Below are 24729 nucleotides of genomic sequence, written 5' to 3'. Positions count from 1 at the left end.
CGGTCGGCCGCTCAGCCGTGATGTTTCTGCGACGCCTCGAACGCCGCCAACTGCTCCGGCGTCGCGTCCTTCTGGAACTGGGCCTTCCATTCGCCGAACGGCATGCCGTAGACGGCCTCGCGCGCCTCGTCCTTGCTCATGCTGATGCCGCGCGCCTGCGCCGCTTCGCGGTACCAGTCGGCCAGGCAGTTGCGGCAGAAGCCGGCCAGGATCATCAGGTCGATGTTCTGCACGTCGCTGCGCTCGTGCATCAGGTGCGCGAGCAGGCGGCGGAAGGCGGCGGCCTGCACGGCGATGGTTTCGTGATCGGCCGGGGCGTGGCCGGAAGTCGGGTCGGGCAGGCTCATGACGGGGCTCGCGGTGCGATTAAGGGGCGGGATCGGCGAAAATCGCGCGAACGAATGGGGGATAATGCGCGGCCACGACTTTACCGCAGAGCCTTCGACCCCGCATGACGCCCGCATCGCACCCGGCCCGCATCCTCGACGGCAAGCGCATCGCCGAGGACCTGCTCGACAACCTCAAGGCCCAGATCGACGCGCGCGTCGCCGCCGGCCTGTCGCGGCCCGGGCTGGCGGTGGTGCTGGTCGGCGCCGATCCGGCCTCGGCCGTGTACGTGCGCAACAAGCGCCGCGCCGCGCAGAAGATCGGCATCCGCGCCATCGACTACGACCTGCCGGCCGACACCGGCAACGATGAACTGCTGGCCCTGATCGACCGGCTCAACGCCGATCCCGATGTCCACGGCATCCTGGTGCAGTTGCCGCTGCCGGACCGGCGCGACGCGACCGCGCTGATCCACCGCATCGACCCGAAGAAGGACGTGGACGGCTTCCATCCGGAAAACGTCGGCCACCTCGTGCTGCGCCAGTTCGGCCTGCGCCCGTGCACGCCGCGCGGCATCACCATGCTGCTGGGCTATACCGACCGGCCGGTACGCGGGCAGAGCGCGACCATCGTCGGCGTCAGCAACCACGTCGGCCGGCCGATGGCGCTGGAGCTGATGATCGCTGGCTGCACGGTCACCAGTTGCCACAAATTCACCCCGCCGGCGGTGCTGGAAGCCTCGGTGCGCGGCGCCGACATCCTGGTGGTGGCGGCCGGCCGCCCGGGCCTGATCCCGGGCGAATGGGTCAAGCCGGGGGCGGTGGTGATCGACGTCGGCATCAACCGCCTGGACGACGGCCGCCTGGTCGGCGACATCGGTTTCGAGGCCGCGGCCCAGCGCGCCAGCTGGATCACCCCGGTGCCGGGCGGGGTCGGGCCGATGACGGTCGCGACCCTGATGCAGAACACGCTGGAAGCGGCCGAGGCGGCGGATCGGGGCTGAGCGGGACGCGCAGACGGCTGGGACAGGTGGTCTCGGTCGTGCGCCGCTTTGTTGCTCGTCATGTCCGCGAACGCGGGAATCCAGTGACTTTAGCCGGTACTTTCCTGGCCCAGGTTCGGCCGGACTTCAAGCGTTCTCGCGCGAAAGGCCCTGGATTCCCGCGTTCGCGGGAATGACGAGCAAAAACGCCCAAGCCGAAGCCCAAGCGCCACTCGGCCCCCAGCACCCAAAGCCCCGCTTAATCCCCTGCGAAAAGCCGCAAACAGAACGCCCCTTTCCGCCCGCAACCCCAGCGCCGGACCCCCGGTTCGGGTTAGAATGGCGCGCTTCATCCTCCCGGGCCCGCCCATGCTGCGCATCCAGGCTGAAGCGCTTACTTACGACGATGTCTCTCTCGTCCCCGCGCATTCGATCGTCCTGCCTAAGGACGTAAACCTCTCCACCCGCCTGACCCGCGACCTGTCGATCCGTCTGCCGATCCTGTCGGCGGCGATGGACACCGTCAGCGAAGCCCGCCTCGCCATCGCGCTGGCCCAGCTCGGCGGCATCAGCATCATCCACAAGAACATGAGCCTGGAAGCCCAGGCCGCGCAGGTCGCCAAGGTCAAGAAATTCGAGGCCGGGGTGATCCGCGAACCGTTCACGGTGGGGCCGGAAACGACCATCGGCGAAGTGCTCAAGCTGACCCGCGCGCGCAACATTTCCGGCGTGCCGGTGGTCGACGGCGGCCAGCTGGTCGGCATCGTCACCAGCCGCGACATGCGTTTCGAGACCAAGCTAGACGATCCGGTCCGCCACATCATGACCAAGCGCGATCGCCTGGTCACCGTGCGCGAAGGCGCCAGCGACGATGAAGTCGTGCAGTTGCTGCACAAGCACCGCATCGAGAAGATCCTCGTGGTCAACGACGGCTTCGAGCTGCGCGGCCTGATCACGGTCAAGGACATCCAGAAGAAATCCGACAACCCCAACGCCGCCAAGGACAGCGCCGAGCGCCTGCTGGTCGGCGCGGCGGTCGGCGTCGGCGGCGACACCGAGGCGCGGGTGGAAGCCCTCGCCGCGGCCGGCGTGGACGTGGTCGTGGTCGATACCGCGCACGGCCATTCGCAGGGCGTGCTCGACCGGGTGAAGTGGGTCAAGACGCGCTTCCCGCAGTTGCAGGTGATCGGCGGCAACATCGTCACCGGCGAAGCGGCGTTGGCGCTGATGGATCACGGCGCCGACGCGGTCAAGGTCGGCGTGGGCCCGGGTTCGATCTGCACCACCCGCGTGGTCGCCGGCGTCGGCGTGCCGCAGGTGACGGCGGTGGCGATGGTGGCCGAGGCGCTGCAGGATCGCATCCCGCTGATCGCCGACGGCGGCATCCGCTATTCGGGCGATATCGGCAAGGCGCTGGTCGCCGGCGCGTCCACGGTCATGGTCGGCGGCCTGTTCGCCGGCACCGAGGAAGCGCCGGGCGAAATCGAACTGTTCCAGGGCCGCAGCTACAAGAGCTATCGCGGCATGGGCAGCATCGGCGCGATGGAGCAGGGCTCCAAGGACCGTTATTTCCAGGACGCCTCCGACGCCGACAAGCTGGTGCCGGAAGGCATCGAAGGCCGCGTGCCGTATCGCGGCTCGCTCAGCGGCGTGGTCCACCAGCTCGCCGGCGGCCTGCGCGCCACCATGGGCTACGTGGGCTGCGCGACCATCGAGGACATGCGCAAGAAGCCCAGCTTCGTGCGCATCACCAACGCCGGCTCGCGCGAAAGCCATGTGCACGATGTGCAGATCACTAAAGAACCGCCGAACTATCGCGCCGGCTGACGCCGGCGCGCGGGATTCGTGATTCGGGATTCGGGATTCGGTAAAGCCGAACCCTTCCCGAATCCCGGCGTTCCGCCTTTACCGAATCCCGAATCCCGAATCCCCAATCCCGGCCCCCATGACCGACATCCATAGCGACAAGATCCTGATCCTCGACTTCGGTGCGCAGTACACGCAGTTGATCGCGCGGCGTATCCGCGAACTGGGTGTGTATTGCGAAATCTGGGCCTGGGACCACGATCCGGCGGAAATCGCCGCGTACGGCGCCAAGGGCATCATCCTGTCGGGCGGTCCGGAATCGACCACCGAGCACGGCTCGCCGCGCGCGCCGCAGCAGGTGTTCGACGCCGGCCTGCCGATCCTGGGCATCTGCTACGGCATGCAGACCATGGCCAAGCAGCTCGGCGGCGAGACCGAAGCGGCGGATCAGCGCGAGTTCGGCCACGCCGAAGTGTCGCTGGTCGCGCACGATCGCCTGTTCGACGGCTTGAAGGATCACCCCGGCTCGCCGCCGCGCCTGGACGTGTGGATGAGCCACGGCGACCACGTGTCGAAGGCGCCGGAAGGTTTCGTCGTCACCGCCAAGACCGACCGCATCCCGGTCGCCGCCTTCGCCAACGACGCGCGCGGCTGGTACGGCGTGCAGTTCCATCCGGAAGTCACCCACACCAAGCAGGGCCAGACCCTGCTGCGCCGCTTCGTGGTCGATATCTGCGGCTGCCAGACGCTGTGGACGGCCGCGCACATCATCGACGATCAGATCGCGCGCGTGCGCGAGCAGGTCGGCAGCGACGAAGTGATCCTCGGCCTGTCCGGCGGCGTCGATTCCTCGGTAGTGGCCGCGCTGCTGCACAAGGCGATCGGCGATCAGCTGACCTGCGTGTTCGTCGACACCGGCCTGCTGCGCTACAACGAAGGCGACCAGGTGATGGCGATGTTCGCCGAGCACATGGGCGTCAAGGTCGTGCGCGTCAACGCCGCCGACCGCTATTTCGAAAAGCTCGCCGGCGTCAGCGATCCGGAAGCCAAGCGCAAGATCATCGGCAACCTGTTCGTCGAAATCTTCGACGAGGAATCGCAGAAGCTCGCCAACGCCAAGTGGCTGGCGCAGGGCACGATCTACCCGGACGTGATCGAGTCGGCCGGCAGCAAGACCGGCAAGGCGCACGTCATCAAGAGCCACCACAACGTCGGCGGCCTGCCCGAGCACATGAAGCTCGGCCTGGTCGAGCCCCTGCGCGAGTTGTTCAAGGACGAAGTGCGGCGCCTGGGCGTCGAGCTCGGCCTGCCGCGCGAGATGGTCTACCGCCATCCGTTCCCGGGCCCGGGCCTGGGCGTGCGCATCCTCGGCGAGGTCAAGCGCGAATACGCGCAGCTGCTGGCCCAGGCCGACCACATCTACATCGACGAACTGCGCAAGGCCGGCCTGTACGACAAGACCAGCCAGGCCTTCGCGGTGTTCCTGCCGGTCAAGTCGGTCGGCGTGGTCGGCGACGCGCGCGCTTACGAGTGGGTGATCGCGCTGCGCGCGGTGGAGACCATCGACTTCATGACCGCGCATTGGGCGCATCTGCCGTACGAGTTCCTCGGCACGGTGTCCAACCGCATCATCAACGAACTGCGCGGAGTTTCGCGCGTGGTCTACGACATCAGCGGCAAGCCGCCGGCTACGATCGAGTGGGAATGAGGCAAGCGCGCGCGGCGCGCTGAGCGAAGCGATATCGACCGCCTGCGCATTCGTGCGCAGGCGGTTTGCGTTTGTAGGGGCGAATCGAAATCTGCCTGCGTGTCGCGCCGTCGATGTCGCGGCCCCGAAGACGCGTGGCCGCTGATAGAGCGAGCGCATCGCCATCCGCGATCGCGCGCGCTGTCGCAGCGTAGAGCAGGCGACCGGCATCGCACCGAGGCGACGGACGCCGGATATGTGATAGCTAACGCGTTTTCGCCCGCATCCGGCGACTAGGGTTGGTTTGCCCCCGCGCACCGAAAACCGTCGCCACCGGTACAAGGATGTTCGAAAGGGATGGACGAACTCGTTATCGTCAGCCTGTTTTCGTCGTCGGCCCGCCGGCCGTTGCGCCGCGGCCGTCGCCGCGCCCATGCCGCGATCGTTTCCAATCCGGCGCCAACCGCGCGCATCGCTGTGTTCGCAACCCCGAACCCCAACGGCGACGTTCGTGTCCATGCGAACGCCGGCAATCGCCGGTCGCGACGCATCGGCGACATCGCACAAGCGACACGAGCCGCGGACGGAGTCGCGGCGAACCGCGCTGGACGGCGCCCGCCGTCGGCGTTCGAGACGGCTGGGAAAGGATGCTCCCGGTTGTCCCTCATCAATGGAGAGGACGATGAACAGGAAGCCCCGTATCAAGCTGCTGATGGCGTGCTGCGCGTTCGCGATCGGTCTGGGCGTCAGTCTTAGCGCGTTCGCGCGGCCGTGCTGCAGCAGTTGCGATCCGGACGATCCGGATTCGCGCTGCTGGGCCATCTGCACACCGGACTGCTGAGCCGGCAGCGGGGAAGGGGCGGTCGTCCGCCCCTTCCCTCAACGCATCCACCGGCACCGACCCGCGGCCCAATTAGGACCGATCCTGTCCGCAACATCCCGTAGCCTGATCTCAATCCGGCCCGCCGCCGGCCTTCGCGACGCCCAGGGCGGTCTTCGCTGCGGCCGTCGCCGTCTTGTCGATTCGCGCCGTCCCGATTCGTCGTCTCAGACAAGGGCGGCCGAATCCGCGCGATGCGCAAGCGGAACCGCGCCGTCCGACATCGATCAGGAGCAATGCCATGTCGAGAACTCTGCCGATAACCGCGGCCCTGCTGGCTCTGCCGCATCTGCTGGCGATAGCCGCGTCGCGCAACGAGCCGGCCGCGCGTCCGCGAGCCGTGGCGACCCCGCCCGACATCGCCTGCGTGGCGGCGGCGCCGCGCGACAAGGCCGTCGCGCGCGGTGCGGGGGCGGTGGCGGCGCGTTATCTGCAGCGCTGACAGCGCCATCGTGGGGCTGGCGCTGCGCCGTACGCGCCGGCGTCAGCGCCCAGGCCAGACCCGCAACGCGGTGCGCAAGACTTCGTGCAGCTGCGCCGCGCTGGCGCCGTCGCGCGCCTGGATCGACAGGCCTTGCACCACCGTGGCGAGGAATTTCGCCAAAGCGGCCGCGTCGGCGCCGGCGTCGACATCGCCTTCGCGCTGGCCGCGTTCGATGCGGGCGCGGAAGCCGGCTTCGATGGATAAACGGTGCGCGCTCAGTTCCTCACGCAGATGCGCGGCCGCGCTGCCGCCGCCGACATCGGCGGCGATCAGCATGCAGCCCGAGGGGTGTCCGCAGCCGCTGAATCCGTTCGCGATGGCTGCGAACAAGCGGCCGAACGCCTCGCGCGCAGTCACTTCCGGCGCTTGCAGAGTGGCGGCGTGATTGCAGCGGAACTGCTGCAGATAGCGCCCGATCGCCTCGCGGAACAACTGCTCCTTGCTGCCGAAGGCGGCGTACAGGCTGGGCGGGGCGATGCCCATCGCCGTGGTCAGATCGTTCAAGGACGTGGCCTCGAAGCCCTGCCGCCAGAACAGCTGCATGGCCGTTTCCAGTGCCTGCTCGCGGTCGAACGCGCGCGGCCGCCCGCGCGGCCGCGAGGGCTTTTTCGCGGGCGCGTCTTCGCCGCCGGCGGCTTCCGGATTCGCAACATCTATTTCCATAGCGATTGATAATAAATTCATTGACCGGCCCCGGGCAAGCGCTCAGACTCGCGCTCGGCCAGCGCCGCCGGCGCCGGTCCGCGCCGCTTCCACCGGGCGCGTCCTTCTGTTTCCCCGCCACGAAAACAGGATTCCCCCCATGAGCCTTTCGCTCTACGACGTCTCCGTCCCGGCCTTCAGTCGCGGCCTGGACGTGCTGTCCCATCTGCTCGACAAAGGCGTGGCCTACGCCGACGAACAAGGCCTGGACCATTCGGTGCTGATCGCCGGCCGCCTGGCGCCGGACATGTACACGCTGACCGGGCAGGTGCAATCGGCCAGCGACGCGGCCAAGTTCGGCGCCGCGCGCCTGGCCGCGATTACGCCGCCGAGCTTTCCCGACACCGAAACCAGCGTGGACGAGCTGCGCTCGCGCATCCTCAAGACGCAGGATTTCCTGCGCAGCGTGTCGCCGGAGAGCATGGAGGGCGATGAGGAGCGCGAGATCGTGATCCGTCCCGGCGGCCGCGAACTCAAGTTCACCGCGCGCGACTACCTGCGCGGCTTCGTGCTGCCGAACTTCTACTTCCACCTGACCACCGCTTACGGAATCCTGCGCAACCAGGGCGTGCCACTGGGCAAGATGGACTACCTGCGCGGCTTCTGAGCCCGCGCCGGCCGCGCGCACCGCAGCCGCGCGCTGCGGATGCGCGCGCCGGGCCAGTGAACGATAATCGCCTCCGACGCCGTGCCTTCGCCGCGGCCGGACCCGCGCGACGCCCGTGAGCGAACAAGCCGACATCGACGAATACTGGATGCGCCGCGCGCTGGATCTGGCCGAGCGCGCCGAACGCGAGCACGACGAGATTCCGGTCGGCGCGCTGCTGGTATCGGCCGCCGGCGAGCTGCTGGGCGAGGGCTGGAACCAGAACATCGGCCGCTTCGATCCCAGCGCCCATGCCGAGATCGTGGCCTTGCGCGAAGGCGGCCAGCGCCTGGGCAATCACCGTCTGCTCGGCACGACCTTGTACGTGACCCTGGAGCCGTGCGCGATGTGCGCGATGGCCGTGGTGCATGCGCGCGTCGCGCGCGTGGTGTTCGGCGCCAGCGATCCCAAGACCGGTGCCGCCGGCAGCGTGTTCGATCTGTTGACCGATCCGCGGCATAACCATCGCGTGACGGTGCTGGGTGGGGTGCTTGGCGAAGAGGCCGGGGCGCGGCTAACGGCGTATTTCCGTCGCAAGCGGGGCAAGCCGGGCTGAGGCGGGGTTGGGAGCCTGTTCGAAGGCTCTCGAAAAACAGTCAGTCATTCCCGCGAAGGCGGGCTCCGCTTTGCTTCGGCGGAGCCGAACATCCAGAGACTTCAGCGCCATCCTCCAAGCCGTCATTCCCGCGAAGGCGGGAATCCAGAGACTTCAGCGCGATTCCTCCAAACCGTCATTCCGCGAACGCGGGCTCCGCTTTACTTCGGCGGAGCCAAACATCCAGAGACTTCAGCGCCATCCTCCAAGCCGTCATTCCCGCGAACGCGGGAATCCAGCGACTTCAAGCGTTCTCGCACGAAAGGCCCTGGATGTTCGGCTCCGCCGAAGTAAAGCGGAGCCCGCGTTCGCGGGAATGACGAGCAAAAAGCAGGCGGGCGACAACGCTCGATACACGAGGTGGATACTTTGAATACGCGCAGGCTGCAGAATCCCGGCACCGGCCCAGCGTCAACGTCCGAGAGAGCTCAACGCAACGCGTCTAACGCCTTGCGAGCATCCTCGATGAAACGCCGCGCCTCTTCCGGGGAATTCAGATTCGTCGCCAATTGCGCGACCACCTGCTGCGGCGTGCTGAGCGTCTCGAACGCTTCGTCGCACAGCATCCCCGCGATCGGCCCCAGGTAATTCACCGCCGCCTGTTCGATCGCATCGCGCACGCGCCGGTCCACCCGCACCGGCGATGCCGCCGGCGTGGGCGTGGGCAGGCGCCGTGCCGCCAGGTCTTGTTCGAACCCGCCCAGCAACCATTGCATCGAGCTCTCGCTCAATGCCGACTTGGCCGAGGCCGGCGAGTCGCCGGACTGGAAGCGCAGTTTGGCCGAGGCGACCATCGCCAGGCGCTGCACCGCCTCGTCGTTGCGCATCATGCGGAACAGCACTTCCTGCACCTGTCCGCCGTTCAAGCGGATGATGCAGGAGTGGTTTTCCTCGGTGACGATGAACAAAAAGCCGGAGGCGCGTTTTTGCACCAACGTCCTCAGCTCGCGCAGGACCTCGATCAGCGGTCGGAAATCGTTGGACATGAAGAGGTCTACCTCGCGTCGCCGCGCCTGGTCGGAATACTGCGGCTCAGCGTTGCTTGCTGAGCCGTTCCATCGCTACCCGGACACTGTAGGACAGACGTGAGATCGCACGGGCCAGTTTGCCGATTTCATCCTTGAGGTCGGCTTCGACGATGGTGTGATTCCACTTGCCGACGCTGAGCTCCTCGGCCACCGCGGTCAGGCGCTGGATCGGGCGCAGCACGCGATTCATGATCAGGCTCCATTGCAGGCCCAGCAGCAGCGCGCAGACCATCAGGCCGATGCCGCCGATCCACAGCGACTGCCGCAGGATCACCCGGTTGACGTCGCTCTTGGGATAGGCCGCGATCAGGTTGAAGCCCCAGCCGGGCACTTCCTGCTGGGTCACCACCCAGTCCTGCGGCATCTCGCGCACGACCCGCTCGACTTCCTTCGGATCGATGGTGGCGCCGGTCTTGGATTGGAAGCGCAGCTTGTCCTTGCCGTCGAACACGGCGATGAAGCCGGACTCGAGCACGTGGCTGTCGCTGACCACCTGGTTCAGGGCCTGCAGGTCGGTCTTGTAGCCGACGTACCAGATGCCGACCGGGTGCTGATCGTCCAGGCCGGCGAAGATCGGCTCATAGCCGGTCACGTACGGATTGCCGAGGATGTCCACCACGCCGTAGAAACTCTGCGCCTTGCGGATCTGCGCGATCGCCTGGCCCTGCGGGTCGAGCACGGTGCCGACCGCGCGGCTGCCGTCGTCCTTCTTGACGTTGGTGGCGATGCGCACGAAGTCGTCGCCGGCGCGCGAGAAAATGGTGGCCGTGCCTTCGGCGATGGAGGTGACCGAATCGACCAGGGTGTAGTTGTTGGCCTGCGGCACGCCGCCGAACAGCAAGTCGTTGGTCAGGCGCCCGTCGATCCGGATCTGCGGGCCGACGCTGGTGGTGCCGACGCGATCGGCCTCATGACGCAGCAGGCGCATCGAACTGTGTACGCGGTCGAGCATGACCGAGCGGGTGACCGCGAACAGGCTCTGCAGCGCGACGGTCTGGCCGTCGATCACGCGGCCGGCATTGGCGCGCACGCGGTTGGCTTCGGTGACAGCCAGGATGATCGTGAGCGCGGCGACCACGACCAGGACCAGGGCCAACACCGGCAGCAGCAGGCGCACCCGCAACGAGTGACGAAGCATCGCATTCTCCCCGAACGCAATTAATAGAAGTAGTCAAGGCGTCGCCGCATGAGCACGTCTGCGTCGGTGATGCGGACGCAGTGGCTTCCTTCCCGTCATGCTTAAGCGAATGCGACTTGTGGCGGCACGATAACTTATCGATCCGGTGGTCGCAGCCTTTTACTGTGCGCAAATCAGCTGGATTTCTCGATCTCGCAAGCGATCAGTTGGGCGGCTGATAGGGGTGGGAATGTATCTCGTAGTGAATGGTGATGTATTCGAAGTGCCAATTATTACGTGACGCGGTAGGGTTTGTTATGGATTATTTTATTGGGCGCGATATTCGGGCGATGAGCTCGGAGCGGCGCGCTGCAAAGGTCTCGTCACGGTCCGTGGCGCAATCGTAGTGGCTTGCGTTATCCGGTGTTGTGACAAAAATGCAAGATCGGACAGGCGTCTCATCACGAGCTGTCGCCAGGCTGTCGATCCGGATTCGGATTAGTACGAAAGTAGTAGGGCGGAGTCGCCGCGCGCGGGCGACGCAGTTCACGAAATCATTCGGCTGTGCGCGCGAATGCCGCGCCGGATGCGGCTCGCGGTTGCGGTTCATGGGCGGCATTCGCGTTCGCGGATATACCGCGCCGATAGCGCGGTAATCGCGATCAGTCGGATTTTTTCTTGCGACCGTTGTCGCGATCGAACTCCCGTTTCACTTCGGCGTCGAGCATGCTCACGCTCATGCGCGCCTCGCGACCCATGTTGATGCACGCGGCCAATACCAGCAGCACGCCGCACATGGCCAGCGCGGTCGGCACGCCGGTGATGCGGTAGTCGGTGAACTGGTCGATGCCGATCGACAGGCTGGTGGCGACGAAGGCGGTCATCGCGCCGTACAGCAACTGCAGGCAGGTCAGAATCAGGCGCACCCGCCGCCGGTGCAGGATGATGCGCGCTTCGAGAAACTGGCGCGCATGATCGTCCACGGTGTCTTCCAGCGTCGCCAGTTGCTGGCGCATGCGATCGACCACGCGCGCCAGGCGATTGTTGGACGACACCAGGAGCGAGGCGGTCGCGGTCAGGAAAAACGCCGGCGTGATCATCGCCGAGACCACGGTGTAGTGCGAATTCAATTGGACCAGGTCGGCCATGACGGGCTCCGTCTTCGTTGCGGCGCGCTCGATGATGCGGCAAAGCGTGCGGGCCGGCGTGGCTCCGGGTGCTGCGCTCGCGGTTTCAGTCGTGCTTTCCTTGGGGCGGCTTGGCCCAGCGTTTCATCGCGCTGATGTGGCCGTGATCCATTTCCTCGTTGACCGCCTCCACCGCGAGCGAGGACTCGCGCGCCAGCAGCAGGCTGGCGGCGAACATCGACAGCACGCCGAACGCGGCCAGCACGGTCGGGACGACGCCGAGCCGGTAGCCGAGCACCGCGTCGCCGGCGACGGTCAGGCTGGTGCAGACGAAGAAGCTGATCGCGGTGTAGAGCAACTGGCTGCCGCGCAGGATGATGCGGCTGCGTTTCTTCTGGCGCAGGATGTGGCGCTCGATCAGGTCGCGCTCCTCCGGATCGTCGGCCTCGGCCAGTTCCTTGATCAACACCCGGGCGCGGTCGATGACCCGGGCGAGGCGGTTGTTGGCCGACAGCAGCAGCGAGGCGGTCGCGGTCAGGAAGAAGGCGGGCGCCAGCATCGCGGTCAGGATCGCGTAGTGGGCGAAGGTGACGTTCTGGTTCATTGCGGTGCGGCGGGCTCGGGCGAGAGGCTGTGGGCTATCATGCCGCGACATGGACATGACGGCGAGGCTATGACGGACAAGACTGGGCACGAGCACCGGCTGATCTGGATCGATCTGGAGATGACCGGCCTGGATACCGACCGCGATTCGATCCTGGAAATCGCCACCGTCGTCACCGACGCGCAGCTCAACGTGCTGGCGCAGGGCCCCGAACTGGCCATCGCCCACCCGCTGGAGCGCCTGGGCGCGATGGACGAATGGAACCGCAACCAGCACGGCAAGTCCGGGCTGTGGAAGCGGGTGCTGGAGCAGGGCGTGCCGATGGACGAGGCCGAAACGCGGACCCTGGATTTCCTGGCCCAATGGGTCCCGGCCAACGCCTCGCCGATCTGCGGCAATTCGATCTGCCAGGACCGCCGCTTCCTGCACCGCTGCATGCCGCGGCTGGAGAAATACTTCCACTACCGCAACCTGGACGTCAGCACGCTCAAGGAGCTCGCGCGCCGCTGGGCGCCGGACGTGCTGGCCGGGTTCAGCAAGGAAAGCAAGCACACCGCGCTGAGCGATGTGATGGATTCCATCGCCGAGCTCAAGCATTACCGCGCGGCGATGGGGAAGCTGGGCGGGGTGGGGTAAGCTGATGCGCTCGCGAGCCATCGGCTCGTGCATCGGTGAATGTCGGGGTGCAGAGCGTTCACCGTATACCGGTAGCGAAAGTCGCTGGATTCCCGCGTTCGCGGGAATGACAGGCTGGAGTGAACGCGGCTTCGAGAAATATCGCGCTCAACACTACCGTCATTCCCGCGAACGCGGGAATCCAGCGACTTTCGTACAAGTCGCCAGGCACTCGCCCATCAGGCCTTAGGCTTCGTCACCGGCGCCGGCACATCCCCGTCATCCGCCACGGCCTTGGTCAGCAACTCCGCGATCGGCCGCCCATCCGCATCGTGGTGATACACATGCAGATCGCGCTGCGGATACGGAATATTGAGCCCCTTGCCGATCAGCTCGTTGCGGATGCCTTCGACCAGGTCGCTGCGGGTCCGTACCAGGTTGGCGGTCTTGACCCAGGCGCGCAGCTCCAGATTCACGCTGCTTTCGGCCAGCGCGGTAACCAACACCTCCGGCGCCGGGTCGGCCAGCACGTTGGCATGCGTCTTCGCAAGGACCAGCAGCGTTTCCTTCGCGGTCTTTAGATCGTCGTCGTAGCCCACGCCGACGGTCAGGTCGATCCGGCGCTTGGGATTGGCGGTGAAATTGATGATGGCCGCGGTGGTGATCAGGCTGTTGGGCAGCACGATCACCCGGTTGTCGATGGTGCGCAGCCGGGTCTGGAACACCCGGATCTGCTCGACCGTGCCTTCCACGCCCGCCGCCTGCACGGTGTCGCCGGCGCGGAACGGGCGCAGCACGATCAGCATCACGCCCGAGGCGATATTGGACAGCGAGTCCTTCAGCGCCAGACCGATCGCCAGACCGGCGGCGCCGAGCACGGCCAGCACCGAGGTCATCGGCACGCCGACCGCCTGCAAGGCGGCGACCGCCACGATCACCACCATCGCCGCATAGGCGATGTTGCGCAGGAAGCCACGCAAGGTGACTTCCATGTTGGCGCGGGTCATGACCCGCTCCAGCGCGCGCGACATCCATTTGGCCAGCCACAGGCCGATCAGCAGGATCGCCAGCGCGCTGAGCAGCTTCAGGCCGGCGGTCTGGCCCCAGACCGCCAACTTGTCGATATCGAACCCGGCCTCAAGTCCCAGCAGGGACTTGGGCACCAGGGCCTGCGCTGCGTCCTGTTTCGCCATGCCGGACTCAGGCCTTGGCCTTCGCCTTGGCCAACCGCAGCCAGGTATCGACCACGGTGTCGGGATTCAGCGACACCGACTCGATGCCCTGATCCATCAGCCACTCGGCCAGATCCGGATGATCGCTGGGACCCTGGCCGCAGATGCCGACGTACTTGCCCTTGGCGCGCGCGGCCGAGATCGCCATCGACAGCAGCTTCTTCACTGCCGGGTCGCGTTCGTCGAACAGCTTGGCGACGATCGCCGAGTCGCGGTCCAGGCCCAGGGTGAGCTGGGTCAGGTCGTTGGAGCCGATCGAGAAGCCGTCGAAGATTTCCAGGAACTCGTCCGCCAGCAGCGCGTTCGACGGAACCTCGCACATCATGATGATCTGCAGGCCGTTCTCGCCCTTACGCAGGCCGTTCTTCTCCAGCACTTCGATCACGCGCCGGCCTTCGTCCAGCGTGCGCACGAACGGGATCATGATCCAGCAGTTGGTCAGGCCCATTTCCTCGCGCACCTTCAGCACAGCCTGGCATTCCAGGGCGAAGGCGTCGGAGAAGGAGGGATCGACGTAACGGCTGGCGCCGCGGAAGCCGATCATCGGGTTTTCTTCATGCGGCTCGTAGCGCGAGCCGCCGATCAGGTTGGCGTATTCGTTCGACTTGAAGTCCGACAGGCGCACGATCACCGGATGCGGCGCGAACGAGGCGGTGATGGTGGCGATGCCCTCGGCCAGGCGGTCCACGTAGAACTGCACCGGATCGGCGCCGTAGCCGGCGATCTTCTCGTCGATCTTCTTCTTGGTCGCCGCATCCTGCGAGGCGTATTCCAGCAGCGCCTTGGGATGGATGCCGATGTGGCTGGCGATGATCATCTCCAGCCGCGCCAGGCCGACGCCGGCGTTGGGCAGCATCGCGAAGTCGAACGCGCGCTCGGGGTTGGCGACGTTCATCATCACCTTGAGCGGCGCCGGCGGCATCTTGTCCAGATCGGCGACGTGGCGCTCGAAGGGCAGGGCGCCGTCGTAGATGTAGCCGGTATCGCCTTCTGCGCAGCTGATGGTGACGAGTTGGCCTTCCTGGATCGCGTCCAGGCCGTTGCCGGTGCCGACGACCGCCGGCACGCCGAGTTCGCGCGCGATGATCGCCGCGTGGCAGGTGCGGCCGCCGCGGTTGGTCACGATCGCCGCGGCGCGCTTCATCACCGGCTCCCAATCGGGGTCGGTCATGTCGGCGACCAGCACGTCGCCGGGCTGCACGCGGTTCATGTCGTCCAGGCTGCGCACGACGCGGGCGATGCCCGAGCCGATCTTCTGCCCGATGGCGCGGCCTTCGGCGACCACCGGGCCGCGCTTTTCGAGCTGGTAGCGTTCGATCTGGGTGGCCTTGCCGCGCGACTTCACCGTTTCCGGGCGCGCCTGGACGATGAACAGCTTGCCGCTGACGCCGTCCTTCGCCCATTCCACGTCCATCGGGCGGCCGTAATGCTTTTCGATCACCAAAGCTTGCTTGGCGAGCTCATGGACATCGGCATCGTTGATCGAGAACTTGGAACGCAATTCCGCCGGCGTGTCTTCGGTGCGCACGCGCTCGCCGGCCTTGTCCGAATACACCATGCGCAGCTGCTTGGCGCCGACGCTGCGGCGCAGGATCGCCGGCTTGCCCTGGGCCAGGGTGGGCTTGTAGACGTAGAACTCGTCCGGGTTGACCGCGCCTTGCACGACCATCTCGCCCAGGCCGTAGCTGGAGGTGATGAACACCACGTCGCGGAAACCCGATTCGGTGTCCAGGGTGAACAACACGCCGGACGCGCCGACGTCGGAGCGCACCATCAGCTGCACGCCGGCCGACAGGAACACGTCCTCGTGCTTGAAGCCGTGGTGCACGCGGTAGGCGATGGCGCGGTCGTTGTAGAGGCTTGCGAAGACTTCCTTCACCTTGCGCACGACATCGTCTTCGCCGGTGACGTTCAGGAAGGTTTCCTGCTGGCCGGCGAAGGAGGCGTCGGGCAGGTCTTCGGCGGTGGCCGAGGAGCGCACCGCGACGGCGACATCGCCGCCGCCGTTCTCGCTGCACAGCTTGCGGTAAGCGGCGCGGATGTCCTGGTCCAGGTCCGGTTGCAGCGGGGCGTCGATGACCCAGCCGCGGATTTCGCCGCCGGCCTGGGTCAGCGCCGGGACGTTTTCCACGTCCAGCGTGGCGAGCTTGTCGAAGATGCGCTGGTGCAGGTTGTTGTGGGCGATGAAGGCCTTGAAGGCCTCCGAGGTGGTGGCGTAGCCGCCTGGGACCGACACGCCCAGGTTCGCCAGATTGCCGATCATCTCGCCAAGCGAGGAGTTCTTGCCGCCTACGCGGGCCAGGTCGTTGAGGCGCAGCGCGTGCAGCCAGAGGATGTTCTCGTTCAAGACACACTATCTCCGTGGGGGGCGAGGACGCGTCCGGGCGCGGCCAAGCGGATATGATCGCCCGGGTGTCGGGTGCATACAAGCTTGATCCGGCGAGGTTTTTCGTATTGGTGCAGCTTTCTGACGAGGTTATCGATGGCAGGGACCAGACCGGTTTTCTACGTTTCCGACGGCACGGGTATCACCGCCGAGACCATCGGGCATAGCCTGCTGACCCAGTTCACCGAGACCCGTTTCGTGACCGACCGCCTGCCTTTCGTAGACAGCGTCGAGCGCGCGCAGGAGGCCGCGGCCAAGATCCGCGAGGCCGCGGTCGCCCACGGTGTGCGCCCGGTGGTGATCAATTCCTGTATGGACGGCGACGTCGGCGCGGCGCTGGCCGAGAGCGGGGCGCTGATGCTGGACGTATTCGCGCCGTTCATCGAGCCGCTGGAGCGCGAACTGCACGAAACCCGCCAGCGCCGGATCGGCCAGGCCCACGGCATCGCCGATTTCGATACGTATCACCGCCGCATCAACGCGATGAACTTCGCCCTGACCCACGACGACGGCCAGAGCGTGGACTACAACGAGGCCGACCTGATCCTGGTGGCGGTGTCGCGGGCCGGCAAGACCCCGACCTGCGTCTACCTGGCCCTGCATTACGGCGTGCGCGCGGCCAATTACCCGCTGACCGAGGAAGACCTGGAGCACGACCGCCTGCCGCCGCGGCTGCGGCCTTACCGCAGCAAGCTGTTCGGCCTGACGATCGACCCGGTCCGCCTGCAGCAGATCCGCCAGGAGCGCCGACCGAACTCGCGCTACGCCCAGTTCGAGACCTGCAAGCGCGAGGTCGCCGCGGCCGAGATGATGTTCCGCGCCGAGCGCATCCCGACCTTGAGCACCACCCACACCTCGATCGAGGAGATCGCCAGCAAGGTGCTGACGACGCTGGGGATCCATCGGGAAATGTTCTGAGGCGCGCGCGGGCAGGGCGGCCCGCCGCGGCCGCCGTTGCCTGTCTGCGTCGCTGCGGATGCGCTCGCCGGGCCTGATTTCAGGGTGTTTTCGGCTGCTCGCGGTCTGCGGTCGCTAACCGCGGCAACCGGGCCGCGCCCGAAATGGCGGCGATGAACCGCGTCCGGCCCGGATGCGCACGCAACAACGCCGACCGCGGCGGACAGCGGTCATCGAACAAGCGTAGAAGGAAGGCCGATCCGGTGTGCGGAAGGCTGAATGGCCGCGGGCTCGGAAAGCTCGAAAGCGGCTTCGAAGACCATCGCGAAAGAGCCTATAAATTAAGGGTTTTTCGTCATTCCGTCAATCCTGCCGCGAACGCCCGCACAAGAGTAGGATCGCCTGCATGACTCAATCCGCCTCCCGCTTCGCGCGCATCCCCAAACTCAGCCGCTTCGGCTGGTTGATGGGCCTGTACGCGGAGAACCACGATCGTCTGACCCGCATGTTCGCGCCGGCCGAACTCGCGCGCGGCACCTATCTGTCCGATATCGGCGACGGCCTGAATCTGCGCCTGGACGTGATCGAGCAACACCGCTACACCACCGAAATGCGCTTGACGTATGCGCTGTTGGACCCGCTGACCGGCGAGCCGGATCCGTCCGCGTATCTGCGCCTGTACCACGACGCGCATCAGGTCGAAGCCACGCACTGCTACATCGGCCGGCGCTGGCAGGACGTGATCGGCATGTACCCGCCGCCGGCCGAAGTCATCGGCCATCGCATGCGGATGAATACTTTTTTAGGAAAGTGGCTCGAGTATCTAGCGGAACGTGGTCATTGCATGGCAACATTGCGCCCCGTCGAGCACGACCCGGCGTTACCCGATCCACACGGACCTGGTTTCGCCGGAACGGCAAAAAAAGTTGGCGATGACCGCTTGACGACATCGCTGAACAGCCGCTAAGATGTTCGTCTTTCCAGCACGTGGGGCCATAGCTCAGCTGGGAGAGCGCTACAATGGCATTGTAGAGGTCGCCGGTTCGATCCCGGCTGGCTCCACCACTCTTCGAAATTGAAAGGGTTTTCGACGAGTTAGCTGCAAGAACAATCAGTTTTGTCCCCATCGTCTAGAGGCCTAGGACATTACCCTTTCACGGTAGCGACCGGGGTTCGAATCCCCGTGGGGACGCCAAAAAACGCAGAAGGCCGCCGAAAGGCGGCCTTCTGCGTTTCTGTGTTCGCGATATCGTAGTCGCGACGATCCGGGGCGCGTCCTCGACGCCAAAATTGCGTAAGCAGATGCAGATCAATCCACCAGATTTTGGTTGGGGTTGCCGACGCGACGTGCTTGGCGCAGTTTCATGGAACCAGCCCTGGCAGGAAGGAACCGCGATGCCTCGCAAGCGACCGGCAAGACACGCAGTGTTGTCGCTCGGCCTGGCTGCGTTATCGGCCTGCGCTCAGCCTTCCACGGATGCGCACAAGGATCGGCCAATGATCGAAGCAGACTCCTCTATTACCGCAATGAACGAGGCCGCCAAGGCCGCCGAACGCGCGCAGGATGCGCGGCGACTGAAGAGTTTGAACCCGCCGGTGCAACAGGTCGAACGTCGCGACGCCGTGGCGCCGACGATTTCAGTTGCTGAGCTGCGTGCTCGCATCCTTCGGCTCACAGCTAGCTTGCACAGCGCGGCCGACTCGGAAGCGGCGCATGTTGGTCAGATCATGGGAGTGGAGTTCTCCCCAGCCTTACTTTCAATCAATGAGGGCGATTCCGTGGGGACGCTCAGTGATCTGGGTGGACTGCCCAGCAGCGTCGGTGCATTGTCTCGGGTTTAGGGTCCAATAGGCGTTAGGCGCTGGGGGAGATTTCAAAGTGCGATTGTTTGTTGCTCATTTCGTGCTCTGCGAGGAGAACCTTTGGTTCACTGACGAATTTCAGAGCACGGTACTTAGGCGTTCTCGCACCCACTATTTGTCAGCGCAGCTTTTCTCAGCTGATGACGCTAAGGCTGCCTATGAGAGAGTCATCGGCTTGGTGGATGGATTCAGCGATGCGAATCATGATGGCCCCGGCGATCTGACTACCTATGAGTGCATTGGAGTGCATGAATTAGAGGATGTCACCCCAGCAGGCGAGACGTTGGAGGTGGCATTGAGCACAAATTACGGCATAGATGTCGGACAGATTGCTCTGGGTGAAGATGCTCCACCTATTGCGAGTAAAAGCGATCTGCTCTTGATGGCACAGGGCGAGTATTGGAAGCCATCTTCCCGTCGATAGGCTTCAGGCAATAAAAAACCTGGGCAATTCATTTGGCGGGCTATCGATAGAGCGATGCCCCGGTCGCGATGACGCATCACGCCGATCCCCGACAAAGCAAACACAACGCGCAACGGCGCAGAGGCCGTTGCGCGTTCGTGCGACGACTCAGTCCGCCGACGGCGGCGTTTCCAGCATGCCGTCGGTGACGAACTGGAGGATCTGGTCGGCGCCGTTGGTGAGCCAGGGCTTGCCCGGGAAACCGTACAGCGACATGGTGCCGTTGATGGTGCGGGTGTTGCCGCCGGCGCTGGCGAATGCCTTCTGGTAACCGGTGAAGACTTCCAGCGCGACCTTGGTCTTGATCGACTTGGGCGCGCCCTTGCTTTCCAGCCGCTGCTGCAGGCCGCCATCGATCGCCGGCACGCGGCATTCGTAGGTCACTTCGGCGATTTGCTGGCCCTGGATGTATTCGTTCGGATGGGTCTTGCTGGACAGAGCGCGGCACTCGGAACCCGAGGCGGCCGCGCTCTGCGCCAGCATCGCCGAGACCAGCACCGGCTTGGCTTTCTTCGCGGAGACCTTCGGCATCTCGGCGAGCAGGCCGTCGGCGAACTGGCTGTACTGGGTCTGGAACGACTGTTGCGACTGCTCCAGGGTGGCGATGTCGAACTGATCTTCGCCGGAGAACTCCGGGCGCACGTAGTCGTTGAGGCGCTTGGCCGTCTCGACATCGTTCTTGAGCATGACCTGGATGTACATGTCGGCGACTTGTTCCGGCTTGAGCCCGGCGCCGGGGACTTTCGCGGCTTTCTTCGCCTTGGCCTTGGCCGACTTGGCGCTCTTGCCGGCGGGAGCGGCGATCGACGGCGGCGCGACTGCGCAGATCAACAGTGCGGCCAGGGCGGTGTTCAAGATCCTGTTGGGAGACATCGTGCTTCCTTTGCGGTGGGAGTTGGAGGCGCCGGCCCGCGGCGTGGCGCGGGTCGTGGCGAACGGGTCCGGCGATGCCGGGCCCGGGGAAAGTGGTTTGAACATACTGCGGTCCTTTGCGGGAAGCGGTGGCGAGCGCCTAGGGCGCGGCCTTGAGCGGCGCGGGGGCGGGGCCCGGCGCAGAGGACAAGACGAACGAGGGCACCCGTTCCAGTACGCCGCCGGCGTAATCGCGTTGAAACGGCAGGTCCTTGCGGTGGGCGTAGCCGATGTAGCAGTCGCAGCGCGCGTTGGGGCAGGCGCGCGGGCGCAACCGCGCGGCGAAGCTGCCGTCGTAGAGATTGCCCAGCGGCTCGGCGACGAAATGGCAGCGGCGCACATTGCCGTCGCCGTCCACCGAGACCACGTTTTCGCCGGTCAGGCACGGCGCGCCGAGGCTGGGCGAGGGTTCCAGGTTGTAGCGGAAATGCGGGTCGATGGCCTGCAGCCGGGCGATCTGGGCGTCGTCGTAGTAACCCGGCGGGCGTTCGTCGTAGGCGTTGAGCCACAGCGGCGTGGCCGCGGGCAGTTCCTGGCTCAGGGCCTCGATTTCATCCAGGTGTTCGTGCATGGCGACCATGCCGACGCTGTGGCGCACGCCACGCCGGCTCAGCTCGCGGCAACGCGCCACGAACGCCGCGCGGCTGACCTGACTGGGGTGATAGGTGCACCACAGCGCGAGCTTGTTCAGGTCGGCCTGATCGAGCCAGCGCATGCCCACGCACAGATTGGTCTGGATCGCGACCCGGCGCAGCCGCGGCAACTGGCTCAGCCGCACCAGCGCGTCGCGGTAGTGGCGGCGCACCAGGCCTTCGCCCCAGGGCGTGAACAGAATCGACAACGGCATCGGCTGCTGTCCGGCCCACTCGACGAAGCGCGCCAGGTCCTCCGCGTCGCGGCGCAAGGCGGCGCGGGTGTCGTAGGTCTTCGCGAACGGGCAATAGCCACAGTCGTAGTTGCAGCTGCTCAGGCGGCCGCGATAGAGCATCGACAGATGCATGTCAGCGGCGAGCATGCTCAGCCCAACCTGTAGTCGTGCATGCGTTCGGCGATCTGCGCCGAAGTCAGCCATGGGCCGATGGTGTCGGCGCGGGCGAGGCCGGCCTGGGTCAGTTCGATCAGGTTGTCATCGGCCACGGCCAGGCCGAGTTCGAACAATTCGCGCAGTTGCGGCAGATCGTCCAGGCAATCGGCGCTGAAATGGCGGCGATAGTCGGCGCGATCCAGGCCCGGGCGGATCAGCAGCGACTGGATCGCGTGCCGGCGGCGGCGATCGTCGGCGCTCAGGCGGATGCCGTAGTCGGCGCTGGCGAAGGAGGCTTCGTCGCGGGCGAGGTAGTGATCGAGTATCTCCGCGACGCTGCGCCGCGCCACGCCGTATTCGCTGGAGTAGTGCAGGGCCGAGGTGTAGGAACGCGCGCCGCAACCGATGCCGACCATGCCGTCGCTCTGGCAGCAGTACACCGGCCCGCTCAGCTCCGGCGCGTGCGGCGCGCGGAACATGCGCATCGACACCTGGCTGTAACCGGCCGCGAGCAGGCGTTCGCGGCCGGCTTCGTACAGGGCCAGGCGATCGTCCACCGGTTCGGCCTGCAGGGCGAAACCGCCACGCGCGCCGTTCTTGGCTTCGATCCGGCCCAGGCCGGTCAGCGGGCGCACGTACAAGGGATACAGATAGAGTTCTTCCGGAGAATGCGCCAGCGCGCTGTCGATGGACGCGAGGAAACTCTCGCGGGTCTGGCCGGCGATGCCGTAGATCAGGTCCAGATTCATGGTGGCGATGCCGGCTTCGCGGATCGCGGCGATCGCCTGTTCGACCACGGCGCGCTGTTGCGGCCGCACCAGCGTGCGCACCTCGGCGTCGCTGAAACTCTGGATGCCCATGCTGACGCGGTCGATGCCGCGCTCGCGGCACAGGCGCAGTTTTTCGAGATCGACGGTTTCCGGCGACACCTCGATGCCGGCGGGCACGGCCTGCAGATCGATCGCGGCATGGCGCTCGACCAGATCGAACACGCGCCGCAATTGCTCGGTGTCGAGATAGGTCGGCGTGCCGCCGCCGAGGGCGAAGCGCACGAAGCGATGCTCGCCCAGCGCCGCCGCGGTGGCGCGCAACTGGTGTTCCATCTGCTGCAGATAGGCCGCGACCTTGGCCGGCTCCGGCCGCGCCAGCGCGAACAGATTGCAAAAGCCGCAGCGGTAGGAACAAAACGGGATGTGCAGGTACAGGAACAAGGCGTCGCGGGGTTCGTCCGCCCACAGCTGCGCCAGCGATTGCGCCGGCTGCAGCGGCCGGTACGCGGTCTTGTGCGGATACGAATACGAGTACGCCTGATACGGCGGCAGGCGCAGCAGATCGGCGAGACGGTGCAGCGCGGCGGGTTGGGCGATGGCGTTCATGGATTGAGCAGAAAATGCGCGTAGGGCACGGTCATCACCGTGTCGTGGGCGAGGCGGTGGCCGTGATAGCCGTCCTCGCCGTAGGCGGTGCCGTGGTCGGAGCAGACGATCGCGAACGCGCCGCCGCGCTCGCGCAAGGCCGCGAACAGCGGCGCCAGCGCGCCGTCGACGTAGCGCAGCGCCGCGCAATGACTGTCGTAGCCGTCGCGCTCGGCGCCGGGCAGGTAATGGCGATTGGGCTGGTGCAGGGCGGAGACGTTGATGAAGACGAAGCAGCGGCTCTCGCGCAGCTCGTCGCTGCGCAGTCGTTCGCAGGCCAGCGCGACCTGGCGCTGGGTCGAATCCACCGCGGTGACGCCGAAGCCCGGGTTCCAGTGGCCTTCGTCGAACAGGTCCGGAAACTGCGAGCCCAGCGGATTGCGTTTGTTGAAGAAACCCACGCCGCCGATGCAGATGGTGCGGTAGCCGGCATCGCGCAGGCCGGACACGATGTCGGCGCGGTCGCGGAATACCCAGGTCTCGGCCGCGGTGGTTTCGCTGCCTTCGAAATCCAGCGCGAACAGGCGCGGATGCGGGCCCGGCCGTGCCGGCGTCGGCAGGAATCCGGCGAAGAACGCGGCGTGCGCGGCGTAGGTGAAGCTTCCTGGGGTATGCCTGGGCTCCCAGCCGGCCGGCGGCAGGTGTTGCGCCAGCACCGGCAGTTCGCCGCGTTCGAAGCAGCTCTGGGCGGCGTCGAAGCGCAACGTGTCGAGGGTGATCAACAGCAGATCGCGATGGCTGACGATGGCGCGCATGTCGGGATTGGCGAAGCGGGCGGGCTCAGACATGGGCCGGCTCGGCGATGCGGCGGGGCGGATGGGCCGGGTGGGTCGCCGCCATGCCGGCCTGATCCTGATACGTGCTCAGGCCCTGCCATTGCAGGTTCAACAGCAGGTCGCCGAAGGCGTTGGCTTCGAGAATCCACGCGCGGCCGTCGCGCAGGATCAGGTCGAAACCGATCATGCGGCTTCCGGCGAATGCCGTCGCGGCGCGTTCGGTCGCTGTATCCAGTGTGCGCATGGCGTCGGCGTCCAGCCAATCGTCCAGCTCGGCGCGGCGATTGCCCAGGTGCAGGTTGGTCAACGGCCCGCGGCCGATCCGGGCGATGCGATGGCGCGCGCGTCCGTCCAGGGCGATGGTGCGAATGTCGTAGTGACCGGTCCCGCCATCGGGCGCGCGCGGCTTGGCGATCCAGCGTTCGGCGTAGGCTTCCTGCGCTGCGACTGCGTCGATCAGTAGCGCGATCCGGCGGCTGTCGCCGTAACGTCGCGGCCGCAGCGAGTTGAACACCCGCACCGCGGCCTCGCCCGGCAACCCGGTTTCGACCAGTTCGGCCGAGCCGTACAGCGCTTCGCCGCCTTGGCGATTGCAGCGATACGCCAGCACGCCGGCGCCGGAGGAGCCGTAACGCGCCTTGACGAACACCTGCGCGCAGTCGTGTTCGCGCATGAGTTCGCGCAAGTGCGCGTAGCCGTCGATGCGGCCGAGCAGCGGCGCGGTTGCGACGTCGTGCGCGCGCAGGCGCTGCTGGCAGGCGAGTTTGTCGTTCATGCCGGCGATGTCGTCGGGCGGGTTGAGATAATTCGCCTGCGCCGGCAGAGCATCGAGCAGATCGCGAAATCCCGCGAACCAGTAGTGTTGATAGGCGAGTTCGCCGTGTTCCAGCTCACGCGGCCGCGGCGCGGGCTCGCCGAGCCGGCGCCAGCCGCGCTCGATCAGCGCCGCATGCAGGCGCGGCGCTTCTCCGGGCGATTCGATCTTCACCAACGCATGCGGCCGCCGCGCGATCGCCTCGAAGGCGAGACCGGGATCGTCGAGTAAGCCCTCGTAATGCAGTTCCTCGGCCGCGCCCAGGCCGCGCTCGCGCAGGGCCTGTTGCAGCCCCCGGAGCCGGCGGCTGCCGCGTGGACCGATCAGCAGCCAATCGGCGGGCACGG

Annotated in this window: 25 protein-coding genes and 2 tRNA genes; 14 read left to right on the top strand and 13 right to left on the bottom strand. The window is 66.2% G+C overall.

The window, feature by feature from the left end:
* Window positions 1-11 precede the first annotated feature (11 nt).
* Window positions 12-347 carry a DUF1244 domain-containing protein gene (locus tag LG3211_RS13035; RefSeq protein WP_057943220.1) on the bottom strand — a complete coding sequence of 112 codons (336 nt, stop codon included), beginning with the start codon at window positions 345-347 and terminating at the stop codon, window positions 12-14.
* Between the two features lie 104 nt (window positions 348-451).
* Between LG3211_RS13035 and folD the strand changes: the two genes are divergently transcribed.
* From folD to LG3211_RS13015, 5 genes are all read left to right on the top strand, one after another.
* A complete protein-coding gene (gene folD / locus LG3211_RS13030; RefSeq protein ID WP_057943219.1) occupies window positions 452-1330 on the top strand; it encodes a bifunctional methylenetetrahydrofolate dehydrogenase/methenyltetrahydrofolate cyclohydrolase FolD in 879 nt (292 codons plus the stop codon).
* Between the two features lie 348 nt (window positions 1331-1678).
* On the top strand, window positions 1679-3136 hold the full coding sequence (guaB, locus tag LG3211_RS13025) for an IMP dehydrogenase (protein ID WP_057945465.1): 1458 nt from the start codon (window positions 1679-1681) through the stop codon (window positions 3134-3136).
* 118 nt (window positions 3137-3254) lie between these two features.
* Window positions 3255-4823, top strand: a complete 1569-nt coding sequence (guaA, locus tag LG3211_RS13020) for a glutamine-hydrolyzing GMP synthase (protein WP_057943218.1) — start codon at window positions 3255-3257, stop codon at window positions 4821-4823.
* Between the two features lie 661 nt (window positions 4824-5484).
* A complete protein-coding gene (locus tag LG3211_RS26410; RefSeq protein ID WP_187313011.1) occupies window positions 5485-5643 on the top strand; it encodes a hypothetical protein in 159 nt (52 codons plus the stop codon).
* 280 nt (window positions 5644-5923) lie between these two features.
* A complete protein-coding gene (locus LG3211_RS13015) occupies window positions 5924-6124 on the top strand; it encodes a hypothetical protein (protein ID WP_057943217.1) in 201 nt (66 codons plus the stop codon).
* A gap of 42 nt (window positions 6125-6166) precedes the next feature.
* Here LG3211_RS13015 and LG3211_RS13010 read toward each other — a convergent pair whose 3' ends face one another.
* Window positions 6167-6850 carry a TetR/AcrR family transcriptional regulator gene (locus LG3211_RS13010; protein WP_148648891.1) on the bottom strand — a complete coding sequence of 228 codons (684 nt, stop codon included), beginning with the start codon at window positions 6848-6850 and terminating at the stop codon, window positions 6167-6169.
* 118 nt (window positions 6851-6968) lie between these two features.
* Here LG3211_RS13010 and LG3211_RS13005 point away from each other — a divergent pair, with 118 nt between their 5' ends.
* Both LG3211_RS13005 and tadA read left to right on the top strand, forming a co-directional pair.
* Window positions 6969-7475 carry a DUF1993 domain-containing protein gene (locus LG3211_RS13005; RefSeq protein ID WP_057943216.1) on the top strand — a complete coding sequence of 169 codons (507 nt, stop codon included), beginning with the start codon at window positions 6969-6971 and terminating at the stop codon, window positions 7473-7475.
* A gap of 148 nt (window positions 7476-7623) precedes the next feature.
* Entirely contained in the window at window positions 7624-8070 is a 447-nt protein-coding gene (tadA, locus tag LG3211_RS13000) for a tRNA adenosine(34) deaminase TadA (protein ID WP_057945464.1), read from the top strand.
* Window positions 8071-8537: 467 nt separating this feature from the next.
* Here the strand turns inward: tadA and LG3211_RS12995 are convergent, their stop codons facing one another.
* The 4 genes from LG3211_RS12995 to LG3211_RS12980 all read right to left on the bottom strand — a co-directional run bounded on the left by LG3211_RS12995 (window position 8538) and on the right by LG3211_RS12980 (window position 11985).
* On the bottom strand, window positions 8538-9095 hold the full coding sequence (locus LG3211_RS12995; RefSeq protein WP_057943215.1) for a DUF8082 domain-containing protein: 558 nt from the start codon (window positions 9093-9095) through the stop codon (window positions 8538-8540).
* A 46-nt stretch (window positions 9096-9141) separates the two neighbouring features.
* A complete protein-coding gene (locus LG3211_RS12990; protein ID WP_057943214.1) occupies window positions 9142-10275 on the bottom strand; it encodes a Cache 3/Cache 2 fusion domain-containing protein in 1134 nt (377 codons plus the stop codon).
* A 641-nt stretch (window positions 10276-10916) separates the two neighbouring features.
* Window positions 10917-11402: a DUF2721 domain-containing protein gene (locus LG3211_RS12985; RefSeq protein WP_057943213.1), complete on the bottom strand. Its 486-nt coding sequence runs from the start codon at window positions 11400-11402 to the stop codon at window positions 10917-10919.
* 85 nt (window positions 11403-11487) lie between these two features.
* A complete protein-coding gene (locus LG3211_RS12980; protein ID WP_057943212.1) occupies window positions 11488-11985 on the bottom strand; it encodes a DUF2721 domain-containing protein in 498 nt (165 codons plus the stop codon).
* Window positions 11986-12054: 69 nt separating this feature from the next.
* Between LG3211_RS12980 and orn the strand changes: the two genes are divergently transcribed.
* Window positions 12055-12621 carry an oligoribonuclease gene (gene orn, locus LG3211_RS12975; RefSeq protein WP_057943211.1) on the top strand — a complete coding sequence of 189 codons (567 nt, stop codon included), beginning with the start codon at window positions 12055-12057 and terminating at the stop codon, window positions 12619-12621.
* 218 nt (window positions 12622-12839) lie between these two features.
* On the opposite strand, the gene LG3211_RS12970 is transcribed toward orn, so the two are convergent.
* A complete protein-coding gene (locus LG3211_RS12970; RefSeq protein WP_057943210.1) occupies window positions 12840-13793 on the bottom strand; it encodes a mechanosensitive ion channel family protein in 954 nt (317 codons plus the stop codon).
* A gap of 7 nt (window positions 13794-13800) precedes the next feature.
* Entirely contained in the window at window positions 13801-16179 is a 2379-nt protein-coding gene (gene ppsA / locus LG3211_RS12965) for a phosphoenolpyruvate synthase (protein WP_057943209.1), read from the bottom strand.
* A gap of 135 nt (window positions 16180-16314) precedes the next feature.
* Between ppsA and ppsR the strand changes: the two genes are divergently transcribed.
* The 6 genes from ppsR (at window position 16315) to LG3211_RS25710 (ending at window position 19402) form a co-directional block, all read left to right on the top strand.
* Window positions 16315-17136 carry a posphoenolpyruvate synthetase regulatory kinase/phosphorylase PpsR gene (ppsR, locus tag LG3211_RS12960; protein ID WP_057943208.1) on the top strand — a complete coding sequence of 274 codons (822 nt, stop codon included), beginning with the start codon at window positions 16315-16317 and terminating at the stop codon, window positions 17134-17136.
* A 385-nt stretch (window positions 17137-17521) separates the two neighbouring features.
* The gene (locus LG3211_RS12955) at window positions 17522-18082 is read left to right on the top strand and encodes a DUF1249 domain-containing protein (RefSeq protein ID WP_083512516.1); all 561 of its coding nucleotides are present in this window, start codon (window positions 17522-17524) and stop codon (window positions 18080-18082) included.
* Window positions 18083-18104: 22 nt separating this feature from the next.
* Window positions 18105-18180 (top strand) — tRNA-Ala (locus LG3211_RS12950).
* Window positions 18181-18234: 54 nt separating this feature from the next.
* Window positions 18235-18310: transfer RNA gene (locus LG3211_RS12945), tRNA-Glu, on the top strand.
* A 302-nt stretch (window positions 18311-18612) separates the two neighbouring features.
* Entirely contained in the window at window positions 18613-18957 is a 345-nt protein-coding gene (locus LG3211_RS12940; protein ID WP_057943207.1) for a hypothetical protein, read from the top strand.
* Between the two features lie 37 nt (window positions 18958-18994).
* Complete coding sequence (locus LG3211_RS25710; protein WP_148648890.1) at window positions 18995-19402, top strand: hypothetical protein; 408 nt, start codon at window positions 18995-18997, stop codon at window positions 19400-19402.
* Window positions 19403-19549: 147 nt separating this feature from the next.
* Here LG3211_RS25710 and LG3211_RS12935 read toward each other — a convergent pair whose 3' ends face one another.
* The 5 genes from LG3211_RS12935 to LG3211_RS12915 all read right to left on the bottom strand — a co-directional run bounded on the left by LG3211_RS12935 (window position 19550) and on the right by LG3211_RS12915 (window position 24727).
* Window positions 19550-20314: a hypothetical protein gene (locus tag LG3211_RS12935; protein WP_148648889.1), complete on the bottom strand. Its 765-nt coding sequence runs from the start codon at window positions 20312-20314 to the stop codon at window positions 19550-19552.
* 139 nt (window positions 20315-20453) lie between these two features.
* The gene (locus LG3211_RS12930) at window positions 20454-21353 is read right to left on the bottom strand and encodes an STM4011 family radical SAM protein (RefSeq protein ID WP_057945463.1); all 900 of its coding nucleotides are present in this window, start codon (window positions 21351-21353) and stop codon (window positions 20454-20456) included.
* A gap of 17 nt (window positions 21354-21370) precedes the next feature.
* Window positions 21371-22753 carry an STM4012 family radical SAM protein gene (locus tag LG3211_RS12925; RefSeq protein WP_057943205.1) on the bottom strand — a complete coding sequence of 461 codons (1383 nt, stop codon included), beginning with the start codon at window positions 22751-22753 and terminating at the stop codon, window positions 21371-21373.
* The gene (locus LG3211_RS12920; protein ID WP_057943204.1) at window positions 22750-23580 is read right to left on the bottom strand and encodes an STM4013/SEN3800 family hydrolase; all 831 of its coding nucleotides are present in this window, start codon (window positions 23578-23580) and stop codon (window positions 22750-22752) included. The genes LG3211_RS12925 and LG3211_RS12920 overlap by 4 nt, the downstream gene beginning before the upstream one ends.
* Window positions 23573-24727, bottom strand: coding sequence for an STM4014 family protein (locus tag LG3211_RS12915; RefSeq protein ID WP_237049756.1), 1155 nt, complete (start codon window positions 24725-24727; stop codon window positions 23573-23575). The genes LG3211_RS12920 and LG3211_RS12915 overlap by 8 nt, the downstream gene beginning before the upstream one ends.
* Window positions 24728-24729 lie beyond the last annotated feature (2 nt).

The sequence above is a fragment of the Lysobacter gummosus genome (assembly GCF_001442805.1).
Classification (GTDB): Bacteria; Pseudomonadota; Gammaproteobacteria; order Xanthomonadales; family Xanthomonadaceae; genus Lysobacter; species Lysobacter gummosus.
Note: the sequence above shows the minus strand (reverse complement) of the source record. Positions and strands in the feature narration are given on the sequence as shown.

Bases quoted from the DNA above. Each gene is read 5' to 3' on its own strand.
- LG3211_RS13005 (WP_057943216.1), top strand. From the start codon at position 6,969: ATGAGCCTTTCGCTCTACGACGTCTCCGTCCCGGCCTTCAGTCGCGGC.
- LG3211_RS13010 (WP_148648891.1), bottom strand. From the start codon at position 6,850: ATGAATTTATTATCAATCGCTATGGAAATAGATGTTGCGAATCCGGAA.
- LG3211_RS12935 (WP_148648889.1), bottom strand. From the start codon at position 20,314: ATGTCTCCCAACAGGATCTTGAACACCGCCCTGGCCGCACTGTTGATC.
- LG3211_RS12985 (WP_057943213.1), bottom strand. From the start codon at position 11,402: ATGGCCGACCTGGTCCAATTGAATTCGCACTACACCGTGGTCTCGGCG.
- LG3211_RS12955 (WP_083512516.1), top strand. From the start codon at position 17,522: ATGACTCAATCCGCCTCCCGCTTCGCGCGCATCCCCAAACTCAGCCGC.
- ppsR (WP_057943208.1), top strand. From the start codon at position 16,315: ATGGCAGGGACCAGACCGGTTTTCTACGTTTCCGACGGCACGGGTATC.
- LG3211_RS12930 (WP_057945463.1), bottom strand. From the start codon at position 21,353: ATGCATCTGTCGATGCTCTATCGCGGCCGCCTGAGCAGCTGCAACTAC.
- LG3211_RS12995 (WP_057943215.1), bottom strand. From the start codon at position 9,095: ATGTCCAACGATTTCCGACCGCTGATCGAGGTCCTGCGCGAGCTGAGG.
- folD (WP_057943219.1), top strand. From the start codon at position 452: ATGACGCCCGCATCGCACCCGGCCCGCATCCTCGACGGCAAGCGCATC.
- LG3211_RS12970 (WP_057943210.1), bottom strand. From the start codon at position 13,793: ATGGCGAAACAGGACGCAGCGCAGGCCCTGGTGCCCAAGTCCCTGCTG.
- LG3211_RS12990 (WP_057943214.1), bottom strand. From the start codon at position 10,275: ATGCTTCGTCACTCGTTGCGGGTGCGCCTGCTGCTGCCGGTGTTGGCC.
- LG3211_RS13035 (WP_057943220.1), bottom strand. From the start codon at position 347: ATGAGCCTGCCCGACCCGACTTCCGGCCACGCCCCGGCCGATCACGAA.
- orn (WP_057943211.1), top strand. From the start codon at position 12,055: ATGACGGACAAGACTGGGCACGAGCACCGGCTGATCTGGATCGATCTG.
- LG3211_RS12920 (WP_057943204.1), bottom strand. From the start codon at position 23,580: ATGTCTGAGCCCGCCCGCTTCGCCAATCCCGACATGCGCGCCATCGTC.
- guaB (WP_057945465.1), top strand. From the start codon at position 1,679: ATGCTGCGCATCCAGGCTGAAGCGCTTACTTACGACGATGTCTCTCTC.
- LG3211_RS26410 (WP_187313011.1), top strand. From the start codon at position 5,485: ATGAACAGGAAGCCCCGTATCAAGCTGCTGATGGCGTGCTGCGCGTTC.
- LG3211_RS13015 (WP_057943217.1), top strand. From the start codon at position 5,924: ATGTCGAGAACTCTGCCGATAACCGCGGCCCTGCTGGCTCTGCCGCAT.
- tadA (WP_057945464.1), top strand. From the start codon at position 7,624: ATGCGCCGCGCGCTGGATCTGGCCGAGCGCGCCGAACGCGAGCACGAC.
- guaA (WP_057943218.1), top strand. From the start codon at position 3,255: ATGACCGACATCCATAGCGACAAGATCCTGATCCTCGACTTCGGTGCG.
- LG3211_RS12940 (WP_057943207.1), top strand. From the start codon at position 18,613: ATGATCGAAGCAGACTCCTCTATTACCGCAATGAACGAGGCCGCCAAG.
- LG3211_RS12925 (WP_057943205.1), bottom strand. From the start codon at position 22,753: ATGAACGCCATCGCCCAACCCGCCGCGCTGCACCGTCTCGCCGATCTG.
- LG3211_RS12980 (WP_057943212.1), bottom strand. From the start codon at position 11,985: ATGAACCAGAACGTCACCTTCGCCCACTACGCGATCCTGACCGCGATG.